At 67.7% G+C, this 24,156-nt stretch carries 21 protein-coding genes; 13 read left to right on the top strand and 8 right to left on the bottom strand.

The window, feature by feature from the left end:
* The first annotated feature begins 21 nt into the window (after positions 1–21).
* From J2W14_RS00485 to J2W14_RS00470, 4 genes are all read left to right on the top strand, one after another.
* Complete coding sequence (locus tag J2W14_RS00485) at positions 22–1,140, top strand: histidinol-phosphate transaminase (RefSeq protein WP_307456834.1); 1,119 nt, start codon at positions 22–24, stop codon at positions 1,138–1,140.
* 147 nt (positions 1,141–1,287) lie between these two features.
* Positions 1,288–2,565: a pyruvate dehydrogenase (acetyl-transferring) E1 component subunit alpha gene (gene pdhA, locus J2W14_RS00480; RefSeq protein WP_307456831.1), complete on the top strand. Its 1,278-nt coding sequence runs from the start codon at positions 1,288–1,290 to the stop codon at positions 2,563–2,565.
* Entirely contained in the window at positions 2,562–3,542 is a 981-nt protein-coding gene (locus J2W14_RS00475) for an alpha-ketoacid dehydrogenase subunit beta (RefSeq protein ID WP_307456828.1), read from the top strand. The genes pdhA and J2W14_RS00475 overlap by 4 nt, the downstream gene beginning before the upstream one ends.
* Before the next feature lie 39 nt (positions 3,543–3,581).
* Positions 3,582–5,069, top strand: a complete 1,488-nt coding sequence (locus J2W14_RS00470; protein ID WP_307456825.1) for a dihydrolipoamide acetyltransferase family protein — start codon at positions 3,582–3,584, stop codon at positions 5,067–5,069.
* A gap of 159 nt (positions 5,070–5,228) precedes the next feature.
* Here the strand turns inward: J2W14_RS00470 and J2W14_RS00465 are convergent, their stop codons facing one another.
* On the bottom strand, positions 5,229–5,573 hold the full coding sequence (locus tag J2W14_RS00465; RefSeq protein ID WP_370871151.1) for a hypothetical protein: 345 nt from the start codon (positions 5,571–5,573) through the stop codon (positions 5,229–5,231).
* A 210-nt stretch (positions 5,574–5,783) separates the two neighbouring features.
* On the opposite strand from J2W14_RS00465, the gene J2W14_RS00460 reads away from it, so the two are divergent.
* Together J2W14_RS00460 and J2W14_RS00455 are read left to right on the top strand one after the other, a co-directional pair.
* Positions 5,784–7,382 (top strand): AMP-binding protein, encoded by a 1,599-nt coding sequence (locus tag J2W14_RS00460; protein ID WP_307456822.1) that lies wholly within the window; start codon positions 5,784–5,786, stop codon positions 7,380–7,382.
* A 165-nt stretch (positions 7,383–7,547) separates the two neighbouring features.
* Complete coding sequence (locus J2W14_RS00455; RefSeq protein ID WP_307456819.1) at positions 7,548–7,895, top strand: YegP family protein; 348 nt, start codon at positions 7,548–7,550, stop codon at positions 7,893–7,895.
* Between the two features lie 137 nt (positions 7,896–8,032).
* Here the strand turns inward: J2W14_RS00455 and J2W14_RS00450 are convergent, their stop codons facing one another.
* The 3 genes from J2W14_RS00450 to J2W14_RS00440 all read right to left on the bottom strand — a co-directional run bounded on the left by J2W14_RS00450 (position 8,033) and on the right by J2W14_RS00440 (position 10,500).
* Positions 8,033–8,464, bottom strand: a complete 432-nt coding sequence (locus J2W14_RS00450) for a universal stress protein (protein ID WP_307456815.1) — start codon at positions 8,462–8,464, stop codon at positions 8,033–8,035.
* Between the two features lie 51 nt (positions 8,465–8,515).
* Complete coding sequence (locus J2W14_RS00445; protein WP_307456813.1) at positions 8,516–9,808, bottom strand: aminotransferase-like domain-containing protein; 1,293 nt, start codon at positions 9,806–9,808, stop codon at positions 8,516–8,518.
* Between the two features lie 128 nt (positions 9,809–9,936).
* The gene (locus J2W14_RS00440) at positions 9,937–10,500 is read right to left on the bottom strand and encodes an NAD(P)H-dependent oxidoreductase (protein ID WP_307456810.1); all 564 of its coding nucleotides are present in this window, start codon (positions 10,498–10,500) and stop codon (positions 9,937–9,939) included.
* Between the two features lie 122 nt (positions 10,501–10,622).
* On the opposite strand from J2W14_RS00440, the gene J2W14_RS00435 reads away from it, so the two are divergent.
* The 6 genes from J2W14_RS00435 (at position 10,623) to J2W14_RS00410 (ending at position 18,820) form a co-directional block, all read left to right on the top strand.
* On the top strand, positions 10,623–11,219 hold the full coding sequence (locus J2W14_RS00435) for a TetR/AcrR family transcriptional regulator (protein WP_307456806.1): 597 nt from the start codon (positions 10,623–10,625) through the stop codon (positions 11,217–11,219).
* A 360-nt stretch (positions 11,220–11,579) separates the two neighbouring features.
* The gene (locus J2W14_RS00430) at positions 11,580–12,566 is read left to right on the top strand and encodes an ABC transporter permease (protein WP_307456803.1); all 987 of its coding nucleotides are present in this window, start codon (positions 11,580–11,582) and stop codon (positions 12,564–12,566) included.
* 2 nt (positions 12,567–12,568) lie between these two features.
* Positions 12,569–13,579 (top strand): ABC transporter permease, encoded by a 1,011-nt coding sequence (locus tag J2W14_RS00425; protein ID WP_307456800.1) that lies wholly within the window; start codon positions 12,569–12,571, stop codon positions 13,577–13,579.
* Entirely contained in the window at positions 13,576–15,867 is a 2,292-nt protein-coding gene (locus tag J2W14_RS00420; protein WP_307456797.1) for an ABC transporter ATP-binding protein, read from the top strand. The genes J2W14_RS00425 and J2W14_RS00420 overlap by 4 nt, the downstream gene beginning before the upstream one ends.
* Before the next feature lie 52 nt (positions 15,868–15,919).
* Positions 15,920–17,632, top strand: a complete 1,713-nt coding sequence (locus tag J2W14_RS00415) for an ABC transporter family substrate-binding protein (protein WP_307456794.1) — start codon at positions 15,920–15,922, stop codon at positions 17,630–17,632.
* A gap of 132 nt (positions 17,633–17,764) precedes the next feature.
* Positions 17,765–18,820, top strand: a complete 1,056-nt coding sequence (locus J2W14_RS00410; protein WP_307456792.1) for a Gfo/Idh/MocA family protein — start codon at positions 17,765–17,767, stop codon at positions 18,818–18,820.
* A gap of 106 nt (positions 18,821–18,926) precedes the next feature.
* On the opposite strand, the gene ald is transcribed toward J2W14_RS00410, so the two are convergent.
* Positions 18,927–20,045 (bottom strand): alanine dehydrogenase, encoded by a 1,119-nt coding sequence (gene ald, locus J2W14_RS00405; protein ID WP_307456789.1) that lies wholly within the window; start codon positions 20,043–20,045, stop codon positions 18,927–18,929.
* Between the two features lie 257 nt (positions 20,046–20,302).
* On the opposite strand from ald, the gene J2W14_RS00400 reads away from it, so the two are divergent.
* A complete protein-coding gene (locus tag J2W14_RS00400) occupies positions 20,303–21,523 on the top strand; it encodes a PucR family transcriptional regulator (protein ID WP_307456786.1) in 1,221 nt (406 codons plus the stop codon).
* Between the two features lie 11 nt (positions 21,524–21,534).
* Here the strand turns inward: J2W14_RS00400 and J2W14_RS00395 are convergent, their stop codons facing one another.
* The 3 genes from J2W14_RS00395 to ptsP form a co-directional block, all read right to left on the bottom strand.
* Positions 21,535–21,858, bottom strand: coding sequence for a hypothetical protein (locus J2W14_RS00395; protein ID WP_307456783.1), 324 nt, complete (start codon positions 21,856–21,858; stop codon positions 21,535–21,537).
* Positions 21,859–21,932: 74 nt separating this feature from the next.
* Positions 21,933–22,355 (bottom strand): helix-turn-helix domain-containing protein, encoded by a 423-nt coding sequence (locus J2W14_RS00390; protein WP_307456781.1) that lies wholly within the window; start codon positions 22,353–22,355, stop codon positions 21,933–21,935.
* Between the two features lie 56 nt (positions 22,356–22,411).
* The gene (ptsP, locus tag J2W14_RS00385; protein ID WP_307456779.1) at positions 22,412–24,097 is read right to left on the bottom strand and encodes a phosphoenolpyruvate--protein phosphotransferase; all 1,686 of its coding nucleotides are present in this window, start codon (positions 24,095–24,097) and stop codon (positions 22,412–22,414) included.
* Positions 24,098–24,156 lie beyond the last annotated feature (59 nt).

Below are 24,156 nucleotides of genomic sequence, written 5' to 3'. Positions count from 1 at the left end.
GCCCGAAGTAGGCTAGTTGGCATGACTTCATCAGAGAACACGGCCGGGGGCATCAGGCCCCGTCCGGTGGTAGACCTCCTTCCCCGCTACGCGGCCGGCAAACCGCCGGTCCCCGTCGAGGGACTGGCCAGCTACAAGCTTTCCTCCAACGAAAACCCGCTGCCCCCGATCCCTGCAGTGCAGCAGGCCATCGCGGCGCAGACCGACTTCAACCGCTACCCGGATCCGCTGAGCAGCAAGCTGCGCGGCGCGCTCTCCCGGTTCCTGGCGGTTCCTGCCGAGGACATCGTCACCGGCGCAGGAAGCCTCGGCGCGCTGAACCAGCTGCTGGCCACGTTCGCCGGGCAGAACGACGACGGCAAGCCCGACGAGGTCATCTACGCCTGGCGCTCCTTCGAGGCGTACCCGATCTGCGTCGGCCTGGCCGGCGCCGAGAGCGTCCGGATCCCGCTGACCGGCGAGGGCCGCCACGATCTCGACGCCATGGCCGCCGCGGTAACGGCGCGCACCCGGATGATCCTGCTGTGCACGCCCAACAACCCCACCGGACCGATCCTGACCACCGAGGAAACCGAGCGCTTCATCAAACGGGTTCCCTCCGACGTCGTCGTGGTCATCGATGAGGCCTACCAGGAATTCGTCCGCGACGAGCAGGCCGTCGACGGGATCGAAATGTACCGGAAGTACCCCAACGTCGCAGTCCTGCGGACCTTCTCCAAAGCCCACGGCCTGGCCGGGCTGCGGGTCGGCTACAGCGTGGCCCAACCGGACCTCACGCAGCATCTGCGCGTTTCGGCCACCCCTTTCGCCGTGTCCCAGATCGCCGAAATCGCGGCCGTGACCTCGCTGGACCACTTCGGCGAGGTTGTAGAAAGGGTACAAAGCCTCGTGGACGAACGGGACCGCGTCACCGCCGGCCTGCGGGACCTTGGCTGGTTTGTCCCTGAGGCCCAGGGCAACTTCGTGTGGCTCAATCTCGGTGCGGACAGTGCAGAGTTCGCCGCCCTGGCAGGGGAGCGGGCCCTCTCCGTCCGCCCCTTCGCCAACGAGGGTGTGCGGGTCAGCATCGGCGAGACCGAGGCGAACACCCGCTTCCTGGAACTCTGTGCGATCTATACAAAACCCCCGCTGCGTTCCTAGCGCTTAACATAACGGCCGCCGCCAGTCGGCTGCGGATAAAGTAGGGACGAGTTAGCCAAAATATATGCCGGATCGGGAATGGATTACCGGTCCGGCATATATCCCAGCGATTGCGGCGCATTCGGATGCGGCAAGCAAGGAGACGGTATGGGCGCCACACATCTGCCCGCTACCGAGTTCGATGGAACCGATATTGAGGACCGGCTTGAGGCGGAGGCCGAAGCCCGCCTGGGTGATCCGGCCGAGCCGATGGTGCAGCTCCTCGCTCCCGATGGCACGCTCGGCTCCGACCCCGTGTTCTCGGACTACGCCGAGCGGCTAGACCCGGAGAAACTGCGCGGGTTCTACGCCGACATGGCGAAAATCCGCCGCTTCGACGTGGAGGCCACGGCGCTGCAGCGGCAGGGCCAGCTGGCCCTCTGGGTTCCGCTCACCGGTCAGGAGGCCGCCCAGATCGGATCCGGCCGGGCCAGCCAGCCGCAGGACTACATTTTTCCCACCTACCGCGAACACGGCGTCGCCCTGACCCGCAACGTGGACCTGGCCGAGCTGCTGCGCCAGTTCCGCGGCGTCTCCAACGGCGGCTGGAACCCCAAGGACACCAACTTCCACCTCTACACCCTGGTCCTCGCGGCGCAAACCCCGCATGCGGTCGGCTACGCGATGGGGATCCAGCGCGACCAGAAGTTCGCGGCGTCGGCCGCACTCGCCGGCGGAGCGGCCGGCCAGGCCGCGGAGCCCAAGGCTGCCGTCATGGTCTACTTCGGCGACGGCGCCAGCTCTGAAGGCGACGTCCATGAGTCCATGGTGTTCGCGGCTTCCTACAAGGCGCCCGTGGTGTTCTTCTGCCAGAACAACCATTGGGCGATCTCCGTTCCCAGCTCCGTGCAGACCCGCATCCCGCTCGCCAACCGGGCCAAGGGCTACGGGTTCCCGGGCATCCGGGTGGACGGCAACGACGTGATCGCCGTCCATGCCGTCACCGAGTGGGCGCTGGAACGTGCCCGCGAGGGCGAGGGCCCGGTGCTGATCGAGGCGTTCACCTACCGCGTCGGTGCCCACACCACGGCCGACGATCCCACCAAATACCGGGAATCCGCCGAGGAAAGCCGGTGGCGGGCCAAGGATCCGCTGGAGCGCCTGGAGAAGTACCTCCGCGCCGAGGGAATGGCCGACGACGCCTTCTTCGAACAGGTCAGGGCCGACGGCGACGAACTCGCCGCCTACGTCCGCAAGACCACCTACGATCTCGAAACTCCGGACATCCGCACGGCCTTCGCCAACGCCTATGTGGAGGCCCACCCGCTGGTGGCCGAGGAGCTGGCCTGGTTCGAGGAGTACAGCGCGGGATTCGCCGACGAAGCGACCGCAGACGAGGCAAAACCCCTTGAGACCGCCCGGGCGGAAGGTGCGGCCAACCGATGACCACCATGACCATTGCCAAGGCCATCAATGAAGGCCTCCGCGCGACGCTGAACAACAATCCCCGCGCCCTGCTCATGGGCGAGGACATCGGACCCCTGGGCGGCGTGTACCGCGTCACCGACGGCCTGATCGCGGAGTTCGGCGCCGACCGCGTGGTGGATACACCGCTGGCGGAATCCGGCATTATCGGCACCGCGATCGGCCTGTCCCTGCGCGGCTACCTGCCCGTCTGCGAAATCCAGTTCGACGGCTTCGTGTTCCCGGGCTTCAACCAGATCACCACCCAGCTGGCGAAAATGCACTCCCGCAGCAACGGCAACCTGACCGTGCCGGTCGTCATCCGGATCCCCTACGGCGGCGGCATCGGCTCGATCGAGCACCATTCGGAATCCCCGGAGGCGCTGTTCGCCCACACGGCCGGCCTGCGCATCATCACCCCGTCCAACCCGCACGACGCCTACTGGATGATCCAGCAGGCCGTCGACTGCCAGGACCCCGTCATCGTTTTCGAACCTAAGCGACGCTACTGGCTGAAGGGGGAGGTCGACACGGAATCGCCCGGAACGTCCGCGGACCCGTTCAAGGCACACGTGCTCCGTGAGGGAACAGACGCCACCGTCGTGGTCTACGGACCCCTCGTCCCGGTCGCCCTGGCAGCTGCCAACGCCGCGGCCGAGGACGGCCGCAGCGTCGAAGTGATCGACCTGCGTTCGATCTCGCCGATCGACTTCGATACCGTCACGGACTCCGTCAGGAAGACGGGCCGGCTGATCGTGGCCCATGAGGCCCCGACATTCGGCGGAATCGGCGGCGAAATCGCGGCCCGGGTCAGCGAACGTGCCTTCCACTCACTCGAGGCGCCCGTCATCCGCGTCGGCGGTTTCCACATGCCCTACCCGGTGGCCAAGGTGGAGGAAGACTACCTCCCCGACATCGACCGCATTCTTGAGGCGCTGGACCGCGCCCTTTCCTACTGACCGCTTCCCGCTGAGGCGCCTTCTCCCAACAAGGACAACATGACACTCCACAAGTTCAACCTCCCCGATGTGGGCGAAGGGCTGACAGAGGCCGAGATCGTCGCCTGGAAGGTCAAGCCCGGCGACACGGTGGCCATCAACGATGTCCTGTGCGAAATCGAGACCGCAAAATCCCTGGTCGAGCTGCCCTCGCCCTTCGCCGGGACCGTCACCGAGCTGCTCGTCCCCGAGGGCCTGACCGTCGACGTCGGGACCCCGATCATCAGCGTGAGCGACGCGGCGCCCGCCGGCCCGGCCGCCCCGGCTCCGGCCTCCCAGCCGGCACCCGAGGCTCCGATGTACGGAAAGCTGGAAGCGGACACCTCCGACGCCGGCGAATCAGCCGGGCCTCCAGCCGGCGGCCCGCTGGTGGGATCCGGTCCCAAGGCCGACGCCGTCAAGCGCCGCCGGCGGGTGGCCGCGCCGGCGGGGTTCCCTGGCCGGGCTAGCGAGGTGAGGGAGCTGGCGGGGGTGGAGGCGCACGACATCTGGATCAGCCCGGAGGCCGTCGCCCACGCGGAGCGCCCGGCCCCAGCGGACAGCATCGACCAGCGGCCCACCCTCGGCGGTGCCATCAGCGGCCTGGTCAGCAGGGTCCTGGCCAAGCCTCCCGTGCGCAAAATCGCCCGCGACCTGGGCATCGACCTGGCCGACGTCGTCCCCACCGGCGCCCGCGGCGAAGTGACCCGCGAGGACCTGGTGAGCTACCAGGCGCAGCGCGACGCCGAGGTCGACAAGGCGGACACCTTCTGGGGCAAGACCGGCCGCCCGCAGGAACAGCGGATCGAACGGATCCCGGTCAAGGGCGTCCGCAAGGCCACGGCGCGGGCCATGGTTGAGTCCGCCTTCGCGGCACCGCACGTCAGCATCTTCGTCGACGTCGACGCCAGCCGGACCATGGAGTTCGTCAAGCGCCTCAAGGCCTCCCGCGACTTCGAGGGCATCAGGGTCTCGCCCCTGCTGATCCTGGCCAAGGCCGTCATCTGGGCCGCGGCCCGTAACCCCAGCGTCAACGCGACCTGGGTGGACGACCCTAACGGCAGCGACTCCGCCGAGATCCATGTCAAGCACTACATGAACCTCGGCATCGCCGCGGCCACGCCCCGTGGCCTGATGGTCCCGAACATCAAGAACGCCCAGGACCTGTCCCTCAAGGAGCTGGCCCTGGCCCTGAACGAGCTCGCCACGACCGCACGGGCCGGCAAGACCCAGCCGGCGCAGATGCAGGGCGGCACCCTGACGGTCACCAACATCGGCGCCCTCGGCATCGATACGGGCACGCCGATCATCAACCCCGGCGAGGTGGCGATCGTGGCCTTCGGCACCATCAAGCAGAAGCCCTGGGTCCTTGACGGCGAGGTGATTCCGCGCTGGATCACCACCCTCGGCGGCTCCTTCGACCATCGCGTGGTGGACGGCGACCTCTCGGCACGGTTCATGGCCGACGTCGCGTCGATCCTGGAAGAACCCGCCCTGCTGCTGGACTGAGCAGCCGACCCGCGCGGCGGAAGGTTGCCCGGTGGACACTACGCTCCTGCCCAGTTACTTCGGCCCTGCGCACCTGGCGCCCGTGTATTTTCGCAGTGCACCGGGGCTAATGCGCGTGCCCGCGTTCAGTAACTGGGCAAGAACGTCGCGCCTGCGGATCTAGCTGCCCGGGTAATTCGACAGCAGTTCGGCCAGGGCCGGATCACCGCTGATCCCGGCCAGGGCGACTGCCGCGGCGAACATCACGCAGGCAAAGCCGCTCGTGCATGCGGCCACCACGGCAAATAGCTTCCAGTCGTCGCGGAGCAAGCTCCGCGCGGTCCCGGGCATACGCAGGCCGGGGGAGATCCTGTTGGGGGCACTGTCCGTGGAACCGTCGTCCAGGAACGCGATCACCCGGTCCGCCTGGCGGTCGACGCGCATCGTGGTGATGTGGTCGCCGTGCCGGGCCAGGAGAATGTCGTGGCCAACGAGCTGGCGGCGCTGAAGAGTGGGCAGTTTCATCCCCTAGAACTAAAAATCGGATGTCCACGCCGGTGGGGGCACTTCCAATTTTACCGCCGGTACAGGGTTCCGGCGGGCCGGAATCCGCGTGAGCCTGCCCACCGGGCCGTGTGGCGCGCGTCGGCGCGGTCCTGTCCAGCCGGACCTAACGGCACTAGAGTGGCACCAGCCGCCGCCAGCGGGGCGGACGCGGATCAAAGGAGATGTTGCGTGTTTTCGAGCCCGTTCCCCGATGTGCAAATTCCCGACGTTAGCCTGTACGACTACCTTTTTGGCGGCCTGGAGGACGCGGACCTGGACCGGATCGCCGTCGTCGACGGCACGAGCGGCGCCGAGACCAGCTACCGGACCCTCGTGGGGCAGATCGATGCCGTGGCCGGAGCCGTTGCGGCCCAGGGACTGGGCATCCACGGCGTAGCGGCGATCCTGTGCCCCAACGTCCCGGCGTTCACCGTAGTCTTCCACGGACTGCTGCGGGCCGGCGCGACGGTCACGACGATCAACTCCCTCTACACGGCAGACGAGATTGCCCTTCAGCTTGCCGACGCCGGCGCGCAGTGGCTGTTTACCGTCTCCGCCCTGCTCCCCGCGGCCCGGGAAGCCGCCACCCAGGCCGGAATCCCGGCCGGCCGGCTCGTCGTCCTCGACGGCGCCGCCGGACATCCCTCGCTGCGGGACCTGCTGACGGCGGGCGCCCCGGCGCCGGACATCAGCTTCGATCCGGCCACCCACGTGGCCGTGCTGCCTTACTCGTCCGGGACCACCGGCCGGCCCAAGGGGGTCATGCTCAGCCACCGGAACCTAGTGGCAAACGCGGAGCAGTCCCGCGGGCTGCTCAAGGTCACTCCGGAAGACCGCCTGCTGGCCCTGCTGCCGTTCTTCCACATCTACGGGCTGACCGTGCTGCTGAACCTTGCCCTCCGCCAGCGTGCCTGCCTGGTCACGATGCCGAAATTTGAGCTGGCGGAGTTCCTGCGAATCATCCAGGACCAGAAGTGCAGCTACCTGTTCATCGCACCGCCCGTGGCCGTGGCCCTGTCCAAGCATCCGATGGTTGCCGACTATGACCTCAGCTCCGTCCACACGGCCCTGTCGGGCGCGGCCCCGCTCGACGGCGAACTGGGCGGCAAGCTGGCGGAGCGCCTTGGCTGCCGGGTGCTGCAGGGCTACGGCATGACCGAGATGAGCCCCGTGTCCCACCTGATCCCGGTGGACGCCACGGAGCTGCCCGTCAGTTCTGTCGGCTACACCGTCCCCAATATGGATTGCATGCTGCTGGATCCGGCCACCGGGGAGGAAATCGAAATTCCGGCCGAGGGGACCAGCGCGCCCGGACACCTGCTGTGCCGCGGACCGAACGTGATGCTTGGCTACCTCAACCGGCCCGAGGAAACCGCGGACACCCTGGACTCCGACGGATTCCTGCATACGGGGGACATCGCCACGGTCCGCGCCGACGGTGTGGTCACGATCGTGGACCGGCTCAAGGAACTGATCAAGTACAAGGGCTACCAGATCGCCCCGGCGGAGCTTGAGGCGCTGCTCCTCACCCACCCCGGCATCGGCGACGCCGCGGTGATCGGAACCTCCGACGCCGACGGCCAGGAGGTGCCGATGGCGTTTGTCGTGCGCCAGCCCGGGCACAACGGCGAGGGCCTCGACGAGGCCGCGGTGATGGACTACGTGGCGGCCAGGGTGGCGCCCTTCAAGAAGATCCGCCGGGTCGAGTTCATTGACGCGGTGCCCAAGTCCTCTTCCGGCAAGATCCTGCGCCGGATGCTCAAGACGGCAGGCGCAGCTACCGGATAAGCCGCGTCGCCGGCGGGCCCAGGGCACTGGGAACGGTGGCCCGCGGACGCCAAATCGGTCCGCCGGCCGGCGAATGTGACGCAGCTAATCCTGGACGCTTCCCCTACAGCGTATAGTCAGGAGTAGGTCAGGACGCGGCCATTGGAACCCCATCGTGGAGCTACCGTGCAAAAGATTCCCCCCGTCCTGCCTTCCGCAGCCCAACGCGCACACGCGATTCGAATTGTGCCGCATGCCCCGGCGCCGGCGCGGTCCGTCCCCCATAAGGTCGCTGTCATCCGCCGGCCCTCAGCGCCCGGAAAATTTGAAATCGTCCGTGTCGACGGGGGCGGGTTCCTCATTCGCATGCTGGACGGGAACGGGGCCGTGCTGGCCCTCTCCCGGGCCTACCCGGACATCGCCGCTGCGGTGCATGGTGTCGAGGCCGTGCGGGAATGCGCTGCCGCGGCCCACATCTCGGACGAGACGGAGCGTTCCCCCGCCCCGGAACCCCTTACCCCGGCGCTTCACTAACGCGACCGCCGCGACTGCCGGCACGGAATTCGCGGCCCGGCGGCTGCCGATCACCATTGGGGGTGACCGGATGCCGCCAACAGGGCCCAGCGAACTCCCGCCCAGCGGTCGCGGTGCGCGCCTGAGCGGGCACCCGACTATTCGGGTACGTCCGTCTTGGCGATGTAGACGTCGCAGGGGGCGTTGTGGGCCACGGAGTTGGCAACGCTCCCGAGCACGCGGCCCAGCCCCTTCATCCGCCGGTTGCCGACCACAATCAACTGGGCGCCGGAACGGGCCGCCTCGTCGATCAGGGCCTCGGCCGGCTTGCCGCGGGCGGCGGCGTAGGTCACCTGAACCGCGGGCGTGCGGAGGCTGTCGGCGACGCCGCGGGCAACCTTTTCGGCCTCCCCGGCGTCGGAGACAATCCACTTGTCGCTGCCACTGCCGAAGACCTCGGTCCGGTCGCTGTCGAACGCGCTGACCACATGAAGTGTGGCCCCGAGCGAAGCGGCCAGGTCACGGGCGGTGTGCGCGGCCTTCAGGGCAGTCCCGCTGCCGTCGACGCCGACAACAATAATTCCGGTCATGAAGTGCTCCTTGGGTCAACAAAAGTCTTCGGCGTGCACCGATGATTCAGGCTACAGGGCGGCGATGGCTTCCCGCAGGACCGGCGCCAGCCGGCGCACGCCTTCGCGGATGGACTCCGGCGGGACGGCGCTGAAGGCCAGCCGGATCTTGTTGGACGGGTCGTCGGAATGCGTAAAGGCCGCGCCGGGAATGAACACCACCCCCGCGTCGATCGCTGTCTTCAGCAGCGGATAGGTGTCCACGCCCTCGGGAAGCGTGACCCAGACGAAAAAACCACCCTCCGGGCGGGTCCAGCTCAGGCCCGGGGGCATGTACTCGTCGAGGGCGGCCAGCATCGCGTCGCAGCGCTCCTTGTAAAGCCCGCGGTACGTCTCGATCTGGCCCCGCCAGTCGTAGTCGCGGAGGTAGGCGGAGACAAGCATCTGGTTGAGGGTCGGCGGGCACAAGGTGACGGCCTCCGACGCCAGGTAATAGCGGCGCTGGAGGTGCGCCGGAACGAGGGCCCAGCCGATCCGCAGCCCGGGCGCGAAGATCTTCGAAAACGAGCCCATGTAGATCACGTCGTCCGGATTGGCGGCCCGCAGCGGGGTGAGCGGTTTGCCGTCGAAGCGGAGCAGGCCGTAGGGGTTGTCCTCCAGCACCAGAATATTCGCATTGCGGCATATATTCACGACCTCCTGCCGCCGCTCCGCGGACAGGGTGATCCCGGAGGGGTTGTTGAAGCTCGGGATCGTGTAGAGGAACTTGATGTTCTTGCCCGCGGTCTGCAGGGCGGCGATCCTGGCCTCCAGGAGGTCCGGGATGATGCCGTCGTCGTCCATCGGCACGGTGGCAACCTCGACCTGGTACGCCTCAAAGGTGTTGAGGGCGCCGACGTAGGTCGGGTCCTCGACGAGCACCACGTCGCCGGGATTGCAGAAGACCTTGGTCGCCACGTCCTGGGCGGACTGCGATCCTGCCGTAATCACGACGTTCTCGGGCCTGGCGTCCAGGATTCCCTCCGCCGCCATGACTTCGCAGACCTGGGTCCGGAGCTCCTCGGTGCCCTGGCCGCTGCCGTACTGCAGTGCAGTCATTCCCTGTTCGGCAATGATTTTCGCGGCGGTCTGGCCCAGCCGTTCGAGCGGCAGGGACTGGAGGTACGGGCTGCCGCCCGCCAGCGAGACGAGGCCAGGGCGCATCGAGATGTCGAAGACATCGCGGACTGCCGATTGCCTGATATTTGCTGCGCGCTCCGAGAACAGGTCCTCGTGGCGGTGGGCGGACGTAGCCGCACGTTCGATTGCGTCAATTGCCTCGGCCGGGAGTACTTCTGCGGCGGCATCAAGTGTTTCGTGGGTCACATCTCCCAGAATACAACCCTTGTTGCCACACGGGAAACGTTTGTTTCCCGGATCCCCTGATGGTCCGCCGACGCCAAACACCCCCGGCCGCAGGAGGGCGGCCGGGGGTGTCCGGTGGAACGGAGAACTTAGGCTGCGGAGGCCGTGCGGGACACTTCCAGCGCCTCGAAGACGGCCTTAATCTGCTCAACAACCTCGGCGTCGTCCTTGGGGTGGACCTCGGCGAAGCGGACCATGGAGCCCGGGACGGCCAGCTTGACGTCCCCGAGCACGCGGGCGCCGGCGATGCCGACGGCCTTGCGCGCTTCATCCTGGGCCCACACTCCGCCGAACTGGCCGAAGGCGGTGCCGACGACGGCGGTCGGCTTGCCGCTCAGGGCGCCGGCGCCGAAGGGCCGGGACAGCCAGTCGATGGCGTTCTTGAGCGAGGCGGGCACGGTGCCGTTATGCTCCGGAGTAACCAGGAGCAGGGTGTCGGCGTCGTTCGCGGCGGCACGCAGGGCGGCTGCGGCGGCGGGAACCTGGCCCTCGACGTCGATGTCCTCGTTGTAGAACGGGATGTTGCCGAGGCTGTCGTGGATCAGGACCTCCACGTGCTCCGGGGCGTTCAGCTGGATGGCTTCAGCCAGCTTCTGGTTGGTGGAATCGGCGCGCAGGCTGCCGACCAGGGTGAGAACGGTGTTCTTGGACATGTGAACTCCTAGGTGTCGCGCCGCGTGATGCTGCGGCTGGCTGATGATGGAGGCTTTGCCGGCCTTCACAGATCAAAACGGACTGCGGTCCGCTTCTATTCCCCGGGGCTAGAATGTGCGTTGTGAGCCTGATCCCAATCCGCCCGGGCCTGGAGCCTGAACGCCGCGATGCGGCCCGCAACCGCGAACTGCTGCTCCGCGCTGCCCGCGAGCTCATCGAGGAATGCGGGGCGGACGGCCTGACCATGGGCACCCTGGCGCAGCGGGCCGGCGTGGGCAAAGGGACGGTGTTCCGGCGGTTCGGCAGCCGGGCCGGGCTGATGATGACGCTGTTGAGCGACGCGGAGGCCGGGTTCCAGGGGCGGTTCATGTTCGGCCCGCCGCCGCTGGGTCCCGGCGCCCCGCCCCTGGAGCGGCTGATCGCCTTTGGCGAGGAGCGGATCGCCTGGGTGCTGGAATTCGGCGAGCTGGCCAGGGCCGCGGACGTGTCCGCCTACAACCGGTTCGACGTGCCGGCAGCCGTGCTCTGGCACCGTCATCTGGAGATGCTGCTGCGGGAAGCGGGCCTGACGGCCGACCCCTGGCTGATGGCCACGTCACTGAGTGCCGTCCTGGAACCGGAGCGGATCCTGCACGCCGTCCGTGTGCACCAGATTGCCCCGGAGCGCCTCGCCGCGTCCTGGCGCGAGCTCGTCTCGCGCGTCGTGCGTGGGGCCTAGGCCGACCCGGATTCCGGCCGGGACTCATCAAATCAATTCCCCTGAATTATTCATAACGATCTGATACCTGACTCGCGGAATGCCGGGTTCGGGCGCGTTCGGCGGCGGTGTGCATGTGATAGTTTCCTCTGGAATGTGACCCGCAACATAGTCCACCAGGACTTGCCGAAAGGCCTGCGGGCGGCCAGATACCCGCTGGCCAAGATCCCGGATCGGCAGCGGTGACCCCCTGCCGGATGGGGACTACGGAAGGATCAACTTGTGAATCTTGTCAGGAATCCTGCGCACGCCGAGGCAGAAAACACCGTTCCGGCAGCGGCAGCGACCGCACACACAACGGCGATCCAGAACTAGCCGCCCGTGCTCCGATACCTCGCCAAACGTGCCGTCACGTATGTCTTTATGATCTTCCTGACGACCACCGCCGGATACTTCCTGGCCGTGAGCACCCTGCAGCCGGCGCTGCTGGAGCAGGAGCGGATCCCGCGGCCCACCCCCGAGCAGGTGGCCAACTCGTTCCGGCTCAAGGGCCTCGACCCGGAGCTCAGCGCATGGGAGCGCTACGTTGAGTGGCTCACGGCGATCGTCACCCGCTGGGACTGGGGGCGCAGCCCCAACGGCGCGTTTATCAACGCCGAATTCGGCGACCGGGTCTGGATCTCGACCCGGCTGTTCCTGGCCTCCATCATCCTGACCCTGATCATCGGCGTCGCCCTGGGTGTGTACACGGCAGCGCGGCAGTACAAGGCCTCGGACCGGGTCATCACCTCCTACAGCTACCTCGTCTACATCGTGCCCGCGCCGATCGCCTACTTTCTGGTGCAGCTCGGTGCCATCAACATCAACGAGACGGTCGGGGAACGCATCTTTTTTGTCACCGGCATCTCCACGCCAGGGCTGGAGGGAGGCGGCTGGGTGCAGTTCGTCGACATGCTGGCGCACTACGCGGTGCCCACCTTCGCGATCACGATCGTGGGGTGGGGCACCTACCAGATCGCCCAGCGCCAGTACCTGCTGGACAACGTCAACACGGACTTTGTCCGGACGGCTCGGGCCAAGGGGCTGACCCGGAATCAGGCCATCAGCCGCCACGCACTGCGGGTATCCTTCATCCCCGTCGCGCAAAGCATCGCCTTCACCATCCCCGCCATTTTCGCCGGCGGCTTCTTCGCCGAGAAGATCTTCGCCTGGCATGGCGTCGGCTCCTGGAGCATCGACGCGATCGCCCTGCAGGACGTCAACGCCGCGACGGCGACCCTCGCCTACGGCTCCGTGATCTTCGCGATCGGCGCGATCCTCGCGGACTTCGCCACCACGCTGGTCGACCCGAGAGTGCGGGTGCAGTAACCATGACAAACCTCAACACCATCGACCCGGCCGCCGTCGCCGGCGAAGCGAAAATCGAGAACAACGACGTCGTCATCGCGAAGTCCTCGATCATCCTCCGCCGCTTCCTGCGCAACAAGACAGCCGTCGTCGGTCTGTTCATGTTCCTGGCCCTGACCCTGTTCTCCTTTGTCGGCGGCTTCTTCACCAGCTGGGACAAGGAGACGATCGACCCGTTCAACATCGGCATGCCGCCGTCGGCCGAGCACCTGCTGGGCACCTCCCAGGCCGGGATTGACCTCTACGCGCTGACCGTGGAGGGCACCCGGATCTCGATCCTGATCGGCCTCGTGGTGGGCCTGGTCTCGGTTCTGATCGCCGCCGTGTACGGCTGCACCATGGCCTACTTCGGCGGGAAGGTGGACAAGGTCATGCTGTTCGTCCTCGAAGCGCTGATCATGATGCCGGCCCTGCTGGTCGTCGCCGTGGCCACGAGCGGCGGCGGCAACGGCCTGCAGCAGTCCCTGCCCAGCTGGCTCCTGCTGATCATCGTGCTGCTGGTCTTCAGCTGGATGGGCACGGCCCGGCTCATCCGCTCGCTCTCGATGTCCCTCATGTCGCGCGACTTCGTCAAGGCGGCCCAGTACATGGGGATCCCGCCGCGGCGCATCGTCTGGCGGCACCTCGTTCCGAACATCGGCTCGCTGCTGGTCCTGGACATCACCCGCGGCATCACCGGCGCGATCCTGGCCGAGGTGGCGTTCTCCTTCATCGGGATCGGCATCAAGGTCCCCGACGTCAGCCTGGGCGTGCTGATCGGGCAGGCCACCTCCCAGGTCTCCACGTTCCCGTGGATGTTCTGGGTCCCGCTGACCGTCATGTTCCTCCTGACCGGGTCGCTGGCCATGATGAACGACGGCCTGCGTGACGCGTTCGATCCCAGCTCCAGCTCCGTTGGCCGCGCCAAGAAGAACGGTCCCGGGAAGCGTACGTCCGGCAAGGCACAGAAGTCCGCACAGAAGAAGACCCCATGAGCCACGAAATGACCGCCAGCACCGAATCCCCCGACCTCTCCGCCGTCGAGCGCCTCCACCTCGCCGGGCTGCACGCGCCAGGTGATGCCCCGGCGGATGCGGTGCTCTCCGTCCGGGACCTGAACGTCCGCTTCAACACGGAAAACGGGGAGGTCCACGCCGTCCGCGGCATCGACTTCGACCTCCGCGCCGGCAAGACGCTGGGCATCGTCGGCGAGTCGGGTTCCGGAAAGTCCGTCACCTCCATGGCCATCCTGGGCCTGCTGCCGGACACCGCCCAAGTCACCGGTTCGGTCCGGCTCCAGGGCCAGGAACTGCTGGGACTCAGCGACAAGGCCATGTGCCGGTACCGCGGCAACGACATCGCCATGGTCTTCCAGGATCCGCTGTCCTCCCTGACCCCGGTCTATACGGTCGGCAACCAGATCATCGAGGCGCTCACGGTCCACAACCCCGGCATGAGCAAGCAGGCCAAGGAGGCGCGCGCCGTCGAGCTTCTCGGCATGGTGGGCATCCCCAGCCCGAAGGACCGGCTCAAGGCCTTCCCGCATGAGTTCTCCGGCGGCATGCGCCAGCGTGTCATGATCGCCATCGCGATTGCGAACAACCCGCGCGTCCTGATCGCCGACGAGCCCACGACGGCGCTCGACGTCACCATCCAGGCGCAGGTCCTGGAGGTGCTGCACACCGCGCAGGAGGAAACCGGCGCCGCCGTCGTGATGATCACGCACGACCTCGGCGTCGTCGCCGGCATGGCGGACGACATCATGGTGATGTACGCCGGCAAACCGGTGGAGACCGGCAGCGTCGACGACATCTACTACAACCCCCGGATGCCTTACACGATGGGCCTGCTCGGCGCGGTGCCGCGTGTCGACGTGGCCGAGAAGTCCTCGCTGGTGCCGATCGAGGGCATCCCGCCGAACCTCATCCACCCGCCGACGGGCTGTTCCTTCGCGCCGCGCTGCCCGCTGGTCAGCAACGCCTGCCTGCAGGGCGAACCGGAGCTGTGGCCCGTCACCGGAACCAGCCCGGACAGCGGCCTGCAGCACAAGGCCGCCTGCATCAAGACCGACTCCCTCGGCCTGGAAGTCGACGTCCGCGAGGTCTTCAAGGCCCCGGCGGTTCCGGTGTCACGCTTTGACGCGATCCCGCGTGCGGAACGCCGGACCGTGCTGGAGCTCAGGGACGTCAAAAAGCACTTCCCGCTGATGAAGGGTGCCCTGCTCAAACGCCGGATCGGCACCGTCAAGGCGGTCGATGGGCTGAGCTTCGACATCCGCGAGGGCGAGTGCTTCTCGATCGTCGGCGAGTCCGGCTGCGGCAAAACCACCACCCTGCTGGAAATCATGGAGTTCCACAAGGACCAGGACGGCGAGGTGGTCATCGGCGGCCTCAGCAACAAGGAAGCCTCCGACGCCAAGACCAAGAGCGCCATGCGCAAGGAACTCCAGATGGTCTTCCAGGACCCCACTGGTGCCCTCGACCCGCGGTTCACCGTCTTTGAAGTGCTGTCCGAGCCGCTCGAGAACGCGGGCATGGCCAAGCCCCAGATCCGGAAGCGGATCATGGAGCTGATGGAGCTCGTGGGCCTCCAGCCGGACCACGTCAACCGCTTCCCCAACCAGTTCTCCGGCGGCCAGCGCCAGCGCATCGGCATCGCACGCGCCCTGGCCGTGAACCCCAAACTCGTCGTCCTGGACGAGCCGGTGTCCGCCCTGGACGTGTCCGTCCAGGCCGGCGTCATCAACCTGCTGGACCAGCTCCGCGCGGAACTCGGGCTGAGCTACCTGATGGTGGCCCACGACCTGTCCGTGGTCCGGCACATCTCCGACCGGGTGGCCGTGATGTATCTGGGCAAGATCGTGGAGATCGGCGACGTCGACAGCGTCTTCGACAATCCGCGCCACCCCTACACCCGGGCCCTGCTCTCGGCGATTCCGGTCCCCGACCCGGTCCTGGAACGCACCCGCGAACGCATCATCCTGGAGGGCGATCTGCCCTCGCCGCTGGAGGCGCCGACGGGCTGCAACTTCGCCACGCGCTGCCCGGTCTTCGCGGCACTGCCGCCGGCAAAGCAGGAGAAATGCCTGACCCAGGAGCCCGGGCTGCTGGCAGTCACGGACTCCCTGGCCGCCGTCGGCGTCGGAGCCGCCGGAGCTCCCGGACACCCGGCGGGCAGCGGCCGCGGGGCCGGCCCCGCGGCCCCCACAGACCAGCAATTCGCCTGTTTCTATCCTGACGGCGAACTGGACGCGGACATGCTTGTTGTCCACGAAACCACCTGACCTACCAGTCACACGCATCACAACACGCACCAAAAGGAATGAAGGGGAACACATGAAGAATCTGACCAAGATCGGCGGCGTTACCGCCGTCGTTGCAGCGCTTGCGCTGACCGCTTGTGGCGGTGGGGGCGGCGCTGCACAGGGTCCCGAGACCGCCAAGGGCCAGGACGCGGGAAGTGACCTGGCCAAACTGGTCAGCATCAACGCGAAGGACGCCAAGGACCTGCAGCCGGGCGGCACCGTCACCCTGCCGCTGGGCAACATCGGTCCGGACTTCAACGGGTTCTCCAACAACGGCAACAGCGCGGACAACACCGCCCTGCACCGCCCGATCGACCAGGCCGGCACCTGGGGCTGCTGGAACTTCGACTTCGACGGCACCGCCACGCCGAACAAGGACTTCTGCGAGGACGTCCAGAGCGAGGTCAAGGACGGCAAGCAGACCATCACCATCAAGGTGAATGAGAAGGCCACCTACAACGACGGCACCCCGATCGACGTCAAGGCCTTCGAAAACACCTGGAACATGCTCAAGGGTGAGAACAAGGACATCGACATCGTCAGCTCCGGCGCGTACGAGTTCGTCGAATCCGTCACGGCCGGGTCCAGTGACAAGGAAGTTGTTGTCACCACCACCCAGCCGGTCTACCCGCTGGACTCCCTGTTCACCGGTCTGATCCACCCGGCCGTGAACACCCCGGCGATCTTCAACGAAGGCTTCACCGGCGACATGCACCCGGAATGGATGGCCGGGCCGTTCAAGCTCGACCAGTACGACAGCGCCGCCAAGACGGTCACCCTCGCCCAGAACGACAAGTGGTGGGGCACCAAGCCGGTCCTGGAAAAGGTGGTCTTCCGCCAGCTGGAGAGCAGCGCCGCCATCGCCGCGTTCAAGAACGGTGAGATCGACGGCGTCTCCGCCAACACCATCACCCCGTACAAGCAGCTCGACGGCACCAAGGACTCCGAGATCCGCCGCGGCCAGCGCCTCTTCGCCGGCGGCCTGAACCTCAACGCGCAGAAGGCGCCGATGACCGACGTCGCCATCCGCGAGGCGATCTTCACCGCCGTCGACCGCGAAGCGCTGCGCAAGGTCCGCTTCAACGGCCTGAACTGGGAAGAAACCAGCTCCGGGTCGATGATGCTGCTGCCGTTCTCCAAGCACTACCAGGACAACTACCCGGTCAAGGAGACCGGCGCCGAGGCCGCCAAGAAGGTCCTGACCGACGCCGGCTACACGGCCAACGCCGCGGGCATCATGGAGAAGGACGGCGTCCCCGCTGCCTTCAAGATCAGCAACTTCGGTGACGATCCCACCACCCTGGCCTTCGCGCAGACCCTGCAGAGCCAGCTCAAGGCCGGCGGCATGGATGTTGGCATCGACCAGCGCGCTTCCGCCGACTTCGGCAAGGTCCTGGGCAGCCGCGACTTCTTTATGAGCGTCTCCGGCTACACCGTGGGCGCCGACGCGACCGACGCCGTCAAGCAGTTCTACGATTCCAAGACGAACGAGAACGAACTGGGCGACGCCGAACTGGACGCCGAGATCAAGAAGCTCTCCACCATCGCCGACAACGATGAGCGGAACAAGGCCGCCATGGAAGTAGAAAAGAAGCACATGGAGAAGTACTTCTCGATGGGTGTTGTGATGAACGGTCCGCAGATCTCCTTCGTGCGCACCGGTCTGGCCAACTACGGCCCGTCCCTGTTCAAGAGCCTGTCCCAGGTTCCGGACTGGACTACCATCGGCTGGGAAAAGAAGTAACACCCCTTCCGACGCTCCCTCACTTTTAGCAGCTTTCTGGGCGACGCTCCCTCACGTTTCGAGGGGGCGTCGCCCTAATTGTTGCGGAATCTGAGGGAGCGTCGAATGGGCGTGCGGGGGTAGCGTGGGACCATGACAACCGACCCCACCCGGCCCATCCGCACGGCCGTCGCCGGCTTCGGCCTCTCCGGCAGCGTCTTCCACGCCCCGCTGCTCCACGCCGACCCCGCATTCTCCGTCGAGGCGATCTCCACCTCCGACGCCGGCAGGCAGGCCGCCGCCGCCGCCCGGTATCCCGGAGCCCGCCTGGTCAATACCCCGGCGGACGTCCTTGACCTCGCCGGCGAACTGGACCTGCTGGTCCTGGGAACCCCCCCGGCCACGCACTACCCGCTCGCGAAAGCCGCGCTGGAAGCCGGACTCGACGTCGTCGTCGACAAGCCGTTCGCCGTGCGCAGCGCCGAGGGCGAGGAGCTCATCCGGCTCGCGGCGCGGCTGGGACGTGTGCTTACGGTCTTCCAGAACCGGCGCTGGGACGGCGACTACCTGACCGTCCAGGGCCTGCTGGAGAGCGGCGTCCTCGGCACCGTGACGCGGTTCGAATCCCGCTTCGAACGCTGGTCCCCGGAGGTCGCCAAGGCCTGGAAGGCGGCCGCGACGGCGGACGACGGCGGCGGGGTGCTGTTCGACCTCGGCACCCACCTGCTGGACCAGGCGGTGCAGCTGTTCGGCCCCGCCACGGTCACACACGCCGAACTGGCCGCACGGCGGCCCGGCGAGATGACCGACGACGACGTGTTCCTGGCCCTGCGGCACGAATCCGGCGTGACGAGCCATCTGTGGATGAACATGTTCTGCGCCCAGCAGGGGCCGCGGTTCCGGCTGCTGGGCAGCGCGGGCGGTTTCACCAAGAACGGCGTGGACCCGCAGGAGCCCTTCATCGTGGCCGGCGGCAGCCCGCTGGACCCGGACTATGGGATCGAAGACCGGGACTGGGCCGGGCTTCTCGGCCGGGACGGCCATTTGGACCGGCTGCCCACCGAGCGCGGCGCCTACCCGGAGTTCTACCGGCTCCTGGCCGCGAAGATCCGCGACGGCGGGGCGGCCTCCGCGCTGCCGGTCCCGGTCGATCCGGCAGGTCCGGTGGAGGTGCTGCGGCTGATCGAGCAGGCCCGGGCCCTGGGCTAAACCGGGTTAAACAGCAATCGGCTGCTCCGTAAACGCCGTTTTGGGGGTTCCAAAGGGCGGTTACGGAGCAGCCGATGCGGCTTCTGGCTATGCGGGGACGGACAGGTTACGCGGAGACCAGCTCGTGCCAGTCGGAGACGAGGGGCAGGTTGTGCGCCTCGGAGACCGAGCGGTGTGCCACCTTGCCACCGGCGATGTTGAGGCCGGCGGCGAGGGCGGCGTCGCGTTCAAACGCGGCCTTGACGCCCAGGTTGGCCAGGGCGACCGCGTAGCGCAGGGTGACGTTGGTCAGCGCGTAGGTGGAGGTGTTCGGCACGGCGCCCGGCATGTTGGCCACGCAGTAGAAGATCGTGTTGTGGACCTTGTACGTCGGTTCCTGGTGCGTTGTGGGGTGCGTGTCCTCGAAGCAGCCGCCCTGGTCCACCGCGATGTCCACCAGCACCGAGCCGGGCTTCATCCGGGCAACGAGCTCGTTGGTGACCAGTTTCGGGGCCTTGGCGCCCGGGATCAGCACGGAGCCGATCACCAGGTCGGCGTCGACGACCGACTTCTCGATCTCGTACGCGTTGGACGCGACGGTCTTCAGGCGGCCCTGGTACTGGGCATCCAGTTCGCGCAGGCGGTTGATGTTGATGTCCAGGATGGTGACGTCGGCGCCGAGGCCGAGGGCCATGGCGGCGGCGTTGGTGCCGGCAACACCGGCGCCGAGGACAACAACCTTGGCCGGGCGGACACCCGGGACGCCGCCGAGCAGCACTCCCTTGCCGCCGGCCGGAGCCATCAGCGAGGTTGCGCCGACCTGGACGGAGAGACGGCCGGCAACCTCGGACATCGGGGCGAGCAGCGGCAGGGTGCGGCCCTCCTGGACGGTCTCGTAGGCGATGGCGGTGACGCCGGAGTTGATGAGCTGCTGGGTCAGTTCCGGCTCGGCGGCCAGGTGCAGGTAAGTGAAGAGGATCAGGCCCTTGCGGAAGCGGTGGTATTCGGCCTTGACCGGCTCCTTGACCTTCATGACCATGTCGGCGCGGGCCCAGACGTCATCGGCTTCGACCACGATTTCGGCTCCGGCGATGGCGTATTCCTCGTCCGTGATGCCCGAGCCCAGGCCCGCGCCGCGCTCCACGAGGACCGAGTGGCCGTGGGTGCGGAATTCGTGTACGCCGGCGGCCGTGATGGCGACGCGGAATTCATTGTTCTTAATCTCTTTGGGGACACCGATGATCATTTGTGGGCTCCAATGCTGGGGGCCTCGTGGGCCCGGATATACGAGGGAAGTCGTACTTCCAGAATAAATCCGGCTGTGAGGCAGGCGACAGGCGCCGCCTCGCGGCGGCAGCCGGGTCCCGCGGAAATCCGCGGTTTTCCAAACACGGGACTGGACATTTGTCGACTCGGGAAACGTCAGGTGTCGCCTGCTGTCCGTTGGGGCGGGGTCCGCCGCGGCGTTTCCAGAGGAGGCGGCATCGGCAGTAGTGTTGCAGCATGCAGCAGCAGGACGTCGAACAGCTCGTGGAGCAGGTCGCACTGCAACTGGGCCGCGGGCTCTCACTTGAGGATCTCGACGGCCAGCTGCTCGCCTACAGCTCCAACCAGTCCCATGCCGACCGGGTCCGGGTGAACTTCCTGCTCAGCAAGCGCGTCCCGGTGGACGTCAGCGCCTGGCAGCTCTCGCACGGGATCGCGACGGCGGTCCGCCCGGTGGTCGTGCCGGCCAACGAGGAGCTGGGGATGCTGGGCCGGGTCTGCGTTCCCCTCCTGGTGCGGGGCTTCCGGGTGGGATACCTCTGGGTCCAGCTCGACGCCGATGAGCCGAACGCGACGACGGTCCTCGCCCAGCTGCCGGAGGTGGCCCGCGAGCTGGAGCAGCTCTCGGCCCTGCTGCTGGAGTCCAATACGGCCGAATCCGAGTTCCGCCGCCGCCGCGAACAGGAATTCCTGGCCGCCTGCCGGGGCGAGGCGAACGCCGTCGCGGCCGTGGCCGGCTGGAAGGAAGTCCAGGGGCGCGGACCCTGGCAGCTGGTGACGGTACTGGACGCGGACGGCTGGGCGGAAGGCGCGGACCCGATCGCTTCCACGCTGGTCCACCGCGCTGCCGCGCTGCAGGCCACCATCGGCGTGGACGCCACACTGTTCAGCGCCGGCACGGAGACCCACGCCGTCGTCCTGTTCAGGGAATCGACCGGACGCGCGAACCACGCCCAGGTGCTGGTCCATTACCAGCTGGAGCTGGCCAAGCGGTCCGGCCGGCCGGTGCACCGGATCATTCTGGGCGCCTCCGAGGGCTTCGCGCGGCCGCGGGAACTTGCCGACGCGTACCGGCAGTCCCGGCAGGCCGCGCAGGCCGCTGCGGTGGATCCCCAGCTGGGAGAACTCGTGGACTGCCGCGCCACCGGGATCTACCAGCTGCTGGCCTCGGCCGGCGGCGGGGCGGGGGCGTGGGCGGACGCGGGCTCGGTCTATTTCCGGCTCCTGGAGGACCACGACCGGAACCACGAGCTGCTGCCGGTGCTGGAGCTCTTCTATGACAATGACGGATCAGTCCAGGAAGTCGCGGACAAGCTGCACCTGCACCGGAGCAGCATCTACAACCGGCTGGGCCGGATCCGCCAGCTGCTCGGCGTCGACCCGCTCAAGGGGATGGTGCGGCTGGAACTCCACGCGGCGCTGAAGGCGCGTCGCTGGGCGGCGCGACCCAGGATCTAGGGGCTGGCGGCCTAGCTGCCGCGGCCCTCGCGTTTGGGCTGCTCGGCCTCGAATTGCCGGTCCGGTGCGGAGCCGGCATCGCCAGCCGCCGCCGCGCCGTCGGCCTCAGTTTCCTGGGCTCTTTCCCGCGACGTCGCCCGCGCTCCGTCTCGCGCGCTGTCCCGCCTGCGGCGGGTGGTGATCCGGCTGTCCATCCACATGGAGACGGCCACAAACGCAACACAGCTGGACATAAAGGCGGCCGTATTGTTCAGCCCCATGGAGTTTCCGAGAATGCCCGTGAGCACCATGGCGGCAATGCCAGCCACGATGTGCCACCCTCTGAACTTACCCACAATCCAAGCGTAACCCCGGCCTTCTCCGCGTTTCCGCGCAGGGCCGGGATCGTTGTTTGATCCTTATCACGCCGTCACGAAGCATCCGCGGCACCGTCATCCCCGTGGCCCGGAGCGCCGTCCGCGGTACTGTTCTTCTTCTGCTTTTCCAGCCAGGCCATGACGTCGGCGAGCCGGATCCGCCGGTGCGTGCCCCGGTATTCCACCGGGATTTCGCCGCGGTCCGTCATGTTCCGCAGGTAGGTGTGCGAGATCCCGGCCAGCTCCGCGGCCCGGGACGTGGTCAGCATTTCCTCGACGCTGCTGACCGTCACGGCCTCGCCCCGGCTGAAGCGCGCCAGCAGGTCCACAACGGCGTCCCGCGCCTGGGACGGCAGCCGGTGGACGGTGCCGTCGACGAACACCGTGATGTCGTCGCTGCCGTTGAGGGCGTAGCGGAGTTTCTGCGCGTCCTCAGCCGGTAGGGCGGCCGTCACCCGGGGAGCAATCAGTGTCATGGAGTGCATCCTAGCGCCCCGGGATCGGCCCCACACCACCTCTGCCTGCTGCGGGGCTACAGCCCGAGCTCCTCGAGGACCGGCAGCTTTGCCCGGACCCAGGCCCGGGCCTCGGTGGCGCTCGGTGCGGAGAGGGCCAGTTTGGCCAGTTCCTGCGCCTCGGCCAGGGTGACGGTCTTCAGCACGGCCGCCACGGCGGCGAGGGACCGGGCCGTCATGGACAGGGTCGAGACGCCGAGCCCGGTGAGGACTACGGCGAGGGCCGGGTCCGCGGCGGCCTCGCCGCAGACACCGACCGGTTTGTTGTGGCCCTCCGCGACGGAACCTTCCACGGTGAGGCCGACGAGCCGGAGCACGGCGGGCTGCCACGGGGTGTTCAGCGCCGCGAGCGGGCCGAGCTGGCGGTCCGCGGCCATGGCGTACTGGGTGAGGTCGTTGGTGCCCAGACTCGCGAAGGCCACCTCCCGGAGGATGGCCTCGGCGGTGAGCGCCGCGGACGGGACTTCCACCATGACACCGGGGGTCTTGATCCCGGCCTCGGAGCACAGCGTGGCGAAGCGGGCGGCTTCCTCCGCGGTGGAAATCATCGGCGCCATCACCCAGACGTCCGCCTCGGACTCCTGCTCGGCCCGGGCGATGGCCTGCAGCTGGCGTTCCAGCACGCCGGGCGTGGTGAAGTCGGTGCGGTACCCGCGGACCCCGAGGGCGGGGTTGGGCTCCGTGGCGTCGGTGAGGAAGGGCAGCGGCTTGTCCGCGCCGGCGTCGAGCGTCCGGAGCACCACCTTCTTGCCCGGGAACGCGTCGAAGACGCCCTTGTACGCGGCGGCCTGTTCGTCCACAGTGGGCTCGGTGTCCCGCTCCAGGAAACAGAACTCGGTCCGGAACAGCCCCACCCCCTGCGCGTTCAGCTTCGCGGCGGCCACGGCGTCCTTGCCTCCGCCGACGTTGGCGAGCAGCGGCACCAGGTGGCCGTCCGCCGTCGCGCCGGTGCCGTCAAAGTCCGCCAGCAACGAGGCGGTGGCGGCCCAGTGTTCGGCAGCGGCGCGCTGCGAGTCGTCCGGGTCCACGGTGATCAGGCCGGCGGCGCCGTCCACGTAGACCTCCGTGCCGTCCGGAAGCTGGTCGACGCCGGTCGCGGCCACAACCGCTGGGAGGCCCAGCGAGCGGGCAATGATCGCGGTGTGCGACTGCGGTCCGCCGCCGGCGGTGAGCAGCGCCAGGATCTTCTCCGGATCCAGGGTGGCGGTGTCCGCCGGGGCGAGATCCTCGGCGATCAGGATGAACGGGGTGGGGGAGGTCGGGATGCCCGGGGCCGGAACGCCGCGCAGTTCTGCCACGATCCGGGCCCGGACGTCCAGGACGTCGGTGGCCCGCTCGGCCATATAGCCGCCCAGGTTGTGCAGCATCTCCGAGACGGAGGCGCCGGCCTCCCAGATGGCGCGCTGGCCGGAGGCGCCGCGGCCGATCAGTTTGGCGGCGGACTTCAGGAGCATCGTGTCCGTCGCCATCAGGGCCGTGGCTTCCAGGACAGCCTTGCCGTCGCCGCTGACCGTCTCGGCCCGGGCCTTGAGCTCATCGTGGACGGCCTTCGCCGCGGTCTTCAGCGCCGCCGTCGCCTCCTCGGCCGTGACGCCGGCCGGCAACTGCTCCCCGGCGGGCGGTTCGCTGACGGGTTTGGGCATCTGGCGGATCGTTCCGATGATGCGGCCGGGGCTGACGCCTACTCCTGGGAAGTTCTGCACTGAAGGTCCTCATTCTCTGCCTTGGGCCGGTAAGCCGGTGGGTCAGGTACCGCGGGAGA

The sequence above is a fragment of the Pseudarthrobacter oxydans genome (assembly GCF_030812335.1).
In the GTDB taxonomy this organism is placed as follows: Bacteria; Actinomycetota; Actinomycetes; order Actinomycetales; family Micrococcaceae; genus Arthrobacter; species Arthrobacter oxydans_B.
This window is presented reverse-complemented; position numbering and strand designations above follow the sequence as displayed.

What these genes read in the sequence shown, in the direction of transcription:
- J2W14_RS00485 (WP_307456834.1), top strand. Translation starts at nt 22, where the DNA reads ATGACTTCATCAGAGAACACGGCCGGGGGCATCAGGCCCCGTCCGGTG.
- pdhA (WP_307456831.1), top strand. Translation starts at nt 1,288, where the DNA reads ATGGGCGCCACACATCTGCCCGCTACCGAGTTCGATGGAACCGATATT.
- J2W14_RS00475 (WP_307456828.1), top strand. Translation starts at nt 2,562, where the DNA reads ATGACCACCATGACCATTGCCAAGGCCATCAATGAAGGCCTCCGCGCG.
- J2W14_RS00470 (WP_307456825.1), top strand. Translation starts at nt 3,582, where the DNA reads ATGACACTCCACAAGTTCAACCTCCCCGATGTGGGCGAAGGGCTGACA.
- J2W14_RS00465 (WP_370871151.1), bottom strand. Translation starts at nt 5,573, where the DNA reads ATGAAACTGCCCACTCTTCAGCGCCGCCAGCTCGTTGGCCACGACATT.
- J2W14_RS00450 (WP_307456815.1), bottom strand. Translation starts at nt 8,464, where the DNA reads ATGACCGGAATTATTGTTGTCGGCGTCGACGGCAGCGGGACTGCCCTG.
- J2W14_RS00440 (WP_307456810.1), bottom strand. Translation starts at nt 10,500, where the DNA reads ATGTCCAAGAACACCGTTCTCACCCTGGTCGGCAGCCTGCGCGCCGAT.
- J2W14_RS00425 (WP_307456800.1), top strand. Translation starts at nt 12,569, where the DNA reads ATGACAAACCTCAACACCATCGACCCGGCCGCCGTCGCCGGCGAAGCG.
- J2W14_RS00420 (WP_307456797.1), top strand. Translation starts at nt 13,576, where the DNA reads ATGAGCCACGAAATGACCGCCAGCACCGAATCCCCCGACCTCTCCGCC.
- J2W14_RS00415 (WP_307456794.1), top strand. Translation starts at nt 15,920, where the DNA reads ATGAAGAATCTGACCAAGATCGGCGGCGTTACCGCCGTCGTTGCAGCG.
- J2W14_RS00410 (WP_307456792.1), top strand. Translation starts at nt 17,765, where the DNA reads ATGACAACCGACCCCACCCGGCCCATCCGCACGGCCGTCGCCGGCTTC.
- ald (WP_307456789.1), bottom strand. Translation starts at nt 20,045, where the DNA reads ATGATCATCGGTGTCCCCAAAGAGATTAAGAACAATGAATTCCGCGTC.
- J2W14_RS00400 (WP_307456786.1), top strand. Translation starts at nt 20,303, where the DNA reads ATGCAGCAGCAGGACGTCGAACAGCTCGTGGAGCAGGTCGCACTGCAA.
- J2W14_RS00390 (WP_307456781.1), bottom strand. Translation starts at nt 22,355, where the DNA reads ATGACACTGATTGCTCCCCGGGTGACGGCCGCCCTACCGGCTGAGGAC.